The sequence below is a fragment of the Pseudarthrobacter sp. NPDC058362 genome (genome assembly GCF_042723515.1).
Classification (GTDB): Bacteria; Actinomycetota; Actinomycetes; order Actinomycetales; family Micrococcaceae; genus Arthrobacter.
Map to the genome: position 1 here is coordinate 1 of NZ_JBHXIW010000012.1, position 5,680 is coordinate 5,680.

The 5,680-nt window shown below is 55.2% G+C and carries 1 protein-coding gene and 3 rRNA genes; 3 read left to right on the forward strand and 1 reads right to left on the reverse strand.

Annotated elements, in window-relative coordinates; genetic code table 11:
- Positions 1-180 precede the first annotated feature (180 nt).
- Positions 181-1,704: ribosomal RNA gene (locus ACFWIX_RS16025) — 16S ribosomal RNA — on the forward strand.
- 112 nt (positions 1,705-1,816) lie between these two features.
- Here ACFWIX_RS16025 and ACFWIX_RS16030 read toward each other — a convergent pair.
- Entirely contained in the window at positions 1,817-2,002 is a 186-nt protein-coding gene (locus tag ACFWIX_RS16030) for a hypothetical protein (RefSeq protein WP_377217128.1), read from the reverse strand.
- 209 nt (positions 2,003-2,211) lie between these two features.
- On the opposite strand from ACFWIX_RS16030, the gene ACFWIX_RS16035 reads away from it, so the two are divergent.
- Positions 2,212-5,335, forward strand: a 23S ribosomal RNA gene (locus tag ACFWIX_RS16035).
- A 178-nt stretch (positions 5,336-5,513) separates the two neighbouring features.
- Positions 5,514-5,630: ribosomal RNA gene (rrf, locus tag ACFWIX_RS16040) — 5S ribosomal RNA — on the forward strand.
- Together the 16S, 23S and 5S rRNA genes form the textbook arrangement of a ribosomal RNA operon.
- The last annotated feature ends 50 nt before the right edge of the window (positions 5,631-5,680 follow it).

The following is a 5,680-nucleotide window of genomic DNA, read 5'->3' on the forward strand; positions in this document are numbered from 1 at the left end:
TGTGTCTGTTGTTTGAGAACTCAATAGTGTGCCAAGTTTGTTGATACCAATTGTTTTATTGATTGGTTGTTTTTGCTGTGCCGCCACCCCGTGGTGTGCATGGTTTTTACAGCTGGTTTCAAATTTTGTGCAGCCTTTTGGTCCCGTTTTCCCGGGGCTTGGGGTTGTGTCTGTTTTTCTTCAACGGAGAGTTTGATCCTGGCTCAGGATGAACGCTGGCGGCGTGCTTAACACATGCAAGTCGAACGATGAAGCCAGCTTGCTGGTGGATTAGTGGCGAACGGGTGAGTAACACGTGAGTAACCTGCCCTTAACTCTGGGATAAGCCTGGGAAACTGGGTCTAATACCGGATATGACTCCTCATCGCATGGTGGGGGGTGGAAAGCTTTTTGTGGTTTTGGATGGACTCGCGGCCTATCAGCTTGTTGGTGAGGTAATGGCTTACCAAGGCGACGACGGGTAGCCGGCCTGAGAGGGTGACCGGCCACACTGGGACTGAGACACGGCCCAGACTCCTACGGGAGGCAGCAGTGGGGAATATTGCACAATGGGCGCAAGCCTGATGCAGCGACGCCGCGTGAGGGATGACGGCCTTCGGGTTGTAAACCTCTTTCAGTAGGGAAGAAGCGAAAGTGACGGTACCTGCAGAAGAAGCGCCGGCTAACTACGTGCCAGCAGCCGCGGTAATACGTAGGGCGCAAGCGTTATCCGGAATTATTGGGCGTAAAGAGCTCGTAGGCGGTTTGTCGCGTCTGCCGTGAAAGTCCGGGGCTCAACTCCGGATCTGCGGTGGGTACGGGCAGACTAGAGTGATGTAGGGGAGACTGGAATTCCTGGTGTAGCGGTGAAATGCGCAGATATCAGGAGGAACACCGATGGCGAAGGCAGGTCTCTGGGCATTAACTGACGCTGAGGAGCGAAAGCATGGGGAGCGAACAGGATTAGATACCCTGGTAGTCCATGCCGTAAACGTTGGGCACTAGGTGTGGGGGACATTCCACGTTTTCCGCGCCGTAGCTAACGCATTAAGTGCCCCGCCTGGGGAGTACGGCCGCAAGGCTAAAACTCAAAGGAATTGACGGGGGCCCGCACAAGCGGCGGAGCATGCGGATTAATTCGATGCAACGCGAAGAACCTTACCAAGGCTTGACATGGACCGGACCGGGCTGGAAACAGTCCTTCCCCTTTGGGGCTGGTTCACAGGTGGTGCATGGTTGTCGTCAGCTCGTGTCGTGAGATGTTGGGTTAAGTCCCGCAACGAGCGCAACCCTCGTTCTATGTTGCCAGCACGTGATGGTGGGGACTCATAGGAGACTGCCGGGGTCAACTCGGAGGAAGGTGGGGACGACGTCAAATCATCATGCCCCTTATGTCTTGGGCTTCACGCATGCTACAATGGCCGGTACAAAGGGTTGCGATACTGTGAGGTGGAGCTAATCCCAAAAAGCCGGTCTCAGTTCGGATTGGGGTCTGCAACTCGACCCCATGAAGTCGGAGTCGCTAGTAATCGCAGATCAGCAACGCTGCGGTGAATACGTTCCCGGGCCTTGTACACACCGCCCGTCAAGTCACGAAAGTTGGTAACACCCGAAGCCGGTGGCCTAACCCCTTGTGGGAGGGAGCTGTCGAAGGTGGGACTGGCGATTGGGACTAAGTCGTAACAAGGTAGCCGTACCGGAAGGTGCGGCTGGATCACCTCCTTTCTAAGGAGCACCTACAGGTCATTGCCTCGTGTATGCGGGGTGTGTGGTTTGTCAGGAGTATATGCCCGTTGCGCAGACGATTGTTCTGCGGCGGGTGCTCAAGGGTGGAATATCAACGAATAGCGGCTGCGTGTTTCTTTTCCTGTTCAGTACGGATGTCTTCCTTTGTGGGGGTGTCCTGGAACGGCGGGTTGGGGGATGGGTGGTTTAGTGTTTGGCACACTGTTGGGTCCTGAGGCAACAGGGCCGGGTTTTGCCCGGGTTTGTTTGTTTCTGGTTTCCTGGCTGCATCGATCATGCATGGTTCGCTCCTTTGGGGTGTTGTGTGTGGGGTGTGTGGTACGGGGTTGTTGTTTGAGAACTACATAGTGGACGCGAGCATCTTTTATAAGAAGCAATTTCCAAGAATATGAACCTGGATCTGGCCGTGCTGTTGATGCCCTTTGGGGTGTTGGGTGTGGTTGGTTTTCGTGGTTCTCTCGAGTGTTTTTTGTTTTTGATCTTTGTGGTCAAGTTTTTAAGAGCACACGGTGGATGCCTTGGCATTAGGAGCCGAAGAAGGACGTAGGAATCTGCGATAAGCCTGGGGGAGTCGATAACCGGACTGTGATCCCAGGGTGTCCGAATGGGGAAACCCCGCCAGGAGCGCGAGTTACCTGGTGACCCGCATCTGAACACATAGGGTGCGTGGAGGGAACGCGGGGAAGTGAAACATCTCAGTACCCGCAGGAAGAGAAAACAATAGTGATTCCGTTAGTAGTGGCGAGCGAACGCGGATCAGGCTAAACCGTTCCATGTGTGATAGCCGGCGGGCGTTGCATGGTCGGGGTTGTGGGACTTTCCGTTCCAGTTCTGCCGGACTGGTGAGGTGAGAGCGCGTGCATAGGTGAACGGTTTTGAAAGGCCGGCCAGAGAGGGTGTTAGTCCCGTAACCGTAATGTTGTGCGCCGCCTGGGAAGTATCCCAAGTAGTACGGGGCCCGAGAAATCCCGTGCGAATCTGTCAGGACCACCTGATAAGCCTAAATACTCCCTAATGACCGATAGCGGACCAGTACCGTGAGGGAAAGGTGAAAAGTACCCCGGGAGGGGAGTGAAACAGTACCTGAAACCGTGTGCTTACAATCCGTCGGAGCAGCCTTGTAGTTGTGACGGCGTGCCTTTTGAAGAATGAGCCTGCGAGTTAGTGTTACGTCGCGAGGTTAACCCGTGTGGGGGAGCCGTAGCGAAAGCGAGTCTGAATAGGGCGTTGCAGTGGCGTGATCTAGACCCGAAGCGAAGTGATCTACCCATGGCCAGGTTGAAGCGACGGTAAGACGTCGTGGAGGACCGAACCCACTTCAGTTGAAAATGGAGGGGATGAGCTGTGGGTAGGGGTGAAAGGCCAATCAAACTTCGTGATAGCTGGTTCTCCCCGAAATGCATTTAGGTGCAGCGTTGCGTGTTTCTTGCTGGAGGTAGAGCTACTGGATGGCTAATGGGCCCTACAAGGTTACTGACGTCAGCCAAACTCCGAATGCCGGTAAGTGAGAGCGCAGCAGTGAGACTGTGGGGGATAAGCTTCATAGTCGAGAGGGAAACAGCCCAGACCACCAACTAAGGCCCCTAAGCGTGTGCTAAGTGGGAAAGGATGTGGAGTTGCGAAGACAACCAGGAGGTTGGCTTAGAAGCAGCCATCCTTAAAAGAGTGCGTAATAGCTCACTGGTCAAGTGATTCCGCGCCGACAATGTAGCGGGGCTCAAGTACACCGCCGAAGTTGTGGCATTCAGGTATTAGCTAAGCCCTTGTGGTTCAGGCGCCTGGATGGGTAGGGGAGCGTCGTGTGGGCGGTGAAGTCGCGGTGTAAACCAGCGGTGGAGCCTACACGAGTGAGAATGCAGGCATGAGTAGCGAAAGACGGGTGAGAAACCCGTCCGCCGAATGATCAAGGGTTCCAGGGTCAAGCTAATCTGCCCTGGGTAAGTCGGGACCTAAGGCGAGGCCGACAGGCGTAGTCGATGGACAACGGGTTGATATTCCCGTACCGGCGAAAAACCGCCCATGTTGAACAGGGGATACTAACCGCCCGAGACCTGCCCGACACCCCTTGTGGGTGAAGGGTTTTGGTGGAGCGCGGGACCTGATCCTGGGAGGCAAGCGTATTAACAGGTGTGACGCAGGAAGGTAGCCGAGCCGGGCGATGGTTGTCCCGGTCTAAGGATGTAGGGCGAACGGTAGGCAAATCCGCTGTTCATGATGCCTGAGATCTGATGGGACCCCCGTATGGGGGGATTTGGTGATCCTATGCTGCCGAGAAAAGCATCGACGCGAGGTTTTAGCCGCCCGTACCCCAAACCGACACAGGTGATCAGGTAGAGAATACTAAGGCGATCGAGAGAATTATGGTTAAGGAACTCGGCAAAATGCCCCCGTAACTTCGGGAGAAGGGGGGCCCCAACCTTGAACACCACTTGCTGGTGGGAGGGGATCGGGGCCGCAGAGACCAGGGGGAAGCGACTGTTTACTAAAAACACAGGTCCGTGCGAAGTCGCAAGACGATGTATACGGACTGACTCCTGCCCGGTGCTGGAAGGTTAAGAGGACCGGTTAGCCGCAAGGCGAAGCTGAGAATTTAAGCCCCAGTAAACGGCGGTGGTAACTATAACCATCCTAAGGTAGCGAAATTCCTTGTCGGGTAAGTTCCGACCTGCACGAATGGAGTAACGACTTCCCCGCTGTCTCAACCATAAACTCGGCGAAATTGCAGTACGAGTAAAGATGCTCGTTACGCGCAGCAGGACGGAAAGACCCCGAGACCTTTACTATAGTTTGGTATTGGTGTTCGGAGTGGCTTGTGTAGGATAGGTGGGAGACGTTGAAGCCCGGACGCCAGTTCGGGTGGAGTCATCGTTGAAATACCACTCTGGTCACTTTGGACATCTAACTTCGGCCCGTAATCCGGGTCAGGGACAGTGCCTGATGGGTAGTTTAACTGGGGCGGTTGCCTCCTAAAAAGTAACGGAGGCGCCCAAAGGTTCCCTCAGCCTGGTTGGCAATCAGGTGTCGAGTGTAAGTGCACAAGGGAGCTTGACTGTGAGAGAGACATCTCGAGCAGGGACGAAAGTCGGGACTAGTGATCCGGCGGTACATTGTGGAATGGCCGTCGCTCAACGGATAAAAGGTACCTCGGGGATAACAGGCTGATCTTGCCCAAGAGTCCATATCGACGGCATGGTTTGGCACCTCGATGTCGGCTCGTCGCATCCTGGGGCTGGAGTAGGTCCCAAGGGTTGGGCTGTTCGCCCATTAAAGCGGTACGCGAGCTGGGTTTAGAACGTCGTGAGACAGTTCGGTCCCTATCCGCTGCGCGCGCAGGAAATTTGAGAAGGGCTGTCCTTAGTACGAGAGGACCGGGACGGACGAACCTCTGGTGTGTCAGTTGTACTGCCAAGTGCACCGCTGATTAGCTACGTTCGGATGGGATAACCGCTGAAAGCATCTAAGCGGGAAGCTCGCTTCAAGATGAGATTTCCATACACCTCGTGTGTGAGAGGCCCCCAGCCAGACCACTGGGTTGATAGGCCGGATGTGGAAGCGAGGACTAACGACTCGTGAAGCTGACCGGTACTAATAGGCCAACAACTTACACCACCAAGAAACAAGACTGCTTGCGTCCACTATGTGGTTCCCAACCAACAACCCACGGGTTGTCCCGGCACGGAACCAACAACTAAATAACAACACCACAAAACTGCCCCCACAACGGGGACAGCAAGTTGTAACCACAGATTTCCCACACCACCCCCAGGGCTGGTGACGGGTACAAGGGTTACGGCGGTCATAGCGTGGGGGAAACGCCCGGTCCCATTCCGAACCCGGAAGCTAAGACCCACAGCGCCGATGGTACTGCACCCGGGAGGGTGTGGGAGAGTAGGTCACCGCCGGACACACACCTGGTCGAGGCCCCAACCACACGGTTGGGGCCTCCCACATTTAA

Coding starts and splice junctions, on each gene's coding strand:
- ACFWIX_RS16030 (WP_377217128.1), bottom strand. CDS start 2,002: ATGATCGATGCAGCCAGGAAACCAGAAACAAACAAACCCGGGCAAAAC.